Origin of the sequence: Mesorhizobium sp., assembly GCF_024509055.1 — a bacterium.
GTDB lineage: Bacteria > Pseudomonadota > Alphaproteobacteria > Rhizobiales > Rhizobiaceae > Mesorhizobium.
Map to the genome: position 1 here is coordinate 1 of NZ_JANINM010000319.1, position 1,825 is coordinate 1,825.

General features: G+C 64.3%; 3 protein-coding genes. All 3 read left to right on the forward strand.

Going from position 1 to position 1,825, the window contains the following annotated elements:
- Positions 1 to 152, forward strand: a 152-nt coding sequence (locus Q0L57_RS14040) for a 2-oxo acid dehydrogenase subunit E2 (protein ID WP_278162740.1), incomplete at its 5' end; no start/stop codon positions are given.
- Between the two features lie 151 nt (positions 153 to 303).
- Positions 304 to 942, forward strand: coding sequence for an SGNH/GDSL hydrolase family protein (locus Q0L57_RS14045; RefSeq protein ID WP_296743551.1), 639 nt, complete (start codon positions 304 to 306; stop codon positions 940 to 942).
- A gap of 27 nt (positions 943 to 969) precedes the next feature.
- The coding region (locus Q0L57_RS14050; protein ID WP_296743552.1) for an FAD-dependent oxidoreductase at positions 970 to 1,825 on the forward strand (856 nt) is incomplete at its 3' end.

Here is a 1,825-nt window from a genome sequence, read left to right on the forward strand (position 1 = left end):
GGGCGGTGGTCAAGAAGGGCGAGATCAAGATAGCCACCGTGATGTCGGTGACGCTGTCGACCGATCATCGCGCCGTCGACGGCGCGCTCGGCGCCGAACTCCTCGGCGCCTTCAAGCGGATGATCGAAAACCCGATGGGCATGCTGGTCTGAGAAGGGCGAGGCGGTGCGGAACTTCTTCATCCGCCTCCCGCCTTCGTTCTCCATCGTCCGGCTGTGGGGTTCGGCATTTCGGAAGCCGTCATGCAACGTCGAGCGTCCGCGGTGCTTACCGGTGAGGCACGTGAGGGGGTAGGGCAACCGCATGAAGACAATTCTCTGCTATGGCGACTCGCTGACCTGGGGCTACGACGCCGCCAGCCTCGGCCGCCACGCGCTGGAGGACCGCTGGCCAAGCGTGCTCAAAGAGGCGCTGGGCGACGGTATCGAAGTCATCGCCGAGGGTTTGAATGGCCGCACCACGGCTTTCGACGACTATCTGGCCGGCGCCGATCGCAATGGCGCGAGGGTGCTGCCGACGGTCCTGACCAGCCACGCGCCGCTCGACCTCATCATCCTGTTGCTCGGCTCCAATGACATGAAGCCCTGGATCCACGGCAACCCGGTCGCGGCCAAGCAAGGCATGCAGCGGTTGATCGATATCGTGCGCGGCCATGACTACCCGTTCGATTGGGAGGCGCCGCAGATCCTGCTCGTCTCGCCGCCCACTGTCTCGCGCACCGACAATTCGGAATTCAAGGAAATGTTTGCCGGCGGCGATGACGCCTCGCGCCGGCTGGCGGCGCAGTACTCCGCGCTTGCCGACGAAGCCGGCTGCGGCTTCTTCGATGCCGGCAGCGTGGCGTCAACCACGCCGCTCGACGGCGTCCATCTCGATGCCGAAAACACGCGTCGGATCGGGCAGGCGCTAGCGCCGCTCGTGCGCGTGATGCTGGAACTCTAACCCTAGAAAGCGATCAGGGAGAAACCCGTGGCTGAATCTTACGACGTCATCATCATCGGCTCAGGCCCCGGCGGCTATGTCACGGCGGTGCGCTCCGCCCAGCTCGGCTTCAAGACGGCGATCGTCGAGCGCGAGCATCTCGGCGGCATCTGCCTGAACTGGGGCTGCATCCCGACAAAAGCGCTGCTGCGCTCGGCCGAGATCATGCACTACTCGGATCACCTCAAGGATTACGGCCTGAAGCTCGAGGGCGGCAAGGTCAGCCCGGACACGGCTGCAGTGGTCGACCGCTCGCGCAAGGTATCGCTGCGGCTCAACACGGGTGTCGGCTTCCTGATGAAGAAGAACAAGGTCGACGTCATCTGGGGCGAGGCCAAGCTTTCGAAGCCCGGCGAGGTCCTCGTCTCCAAGGCCGCCAAGAAGCCGATGGAGCCGCAGCCGCCGGTGCCGAAGAACGTCAAGGGCGAGGGCACCTACACCGCCAAGCACATCATCCTTGCAACCGGCGCCAGGCCGCGCGCGCTGCCAGGCATCGAGCCGGACGGCAAGCTGATCTGGACCTATTTCGAGGCGATGGTGCCGCAGGAGATGCCGAAGTCGCTGCTGGTCATGGGCTCGGGCGCCATCGGCATCGAGTTCGCCTCGTTCTATCGCACCATGGGCGCCGACGTGACCGTGGTGGAGCTGATGCCGGCGGTGATGCCAGTCGAGGATGCCGAAGTCTCGAAATTCGCCCAGAAGCAGTTCGAGAAGCAAGGCATGAAGATCATCCTCGAGGCCAAGGTCACGAAGGTCGACAAGGGCGCCAACTCGATCACCGCGCATGTCGAGATGAAGGACGGCAAGGTCGAGAAGATCACCGCCGACCGCATGATCTCGGCCG

What these genes read in the sequence shown, in the direction of transcription:
- Q0L57_RS14045 (WP_296743551.1), top strand. Translation starts at nt 304, where the DNA reads ATGAAGACAATTCTCTGCTATGGCGACTCGCTGACCTGGGGCTACGAC.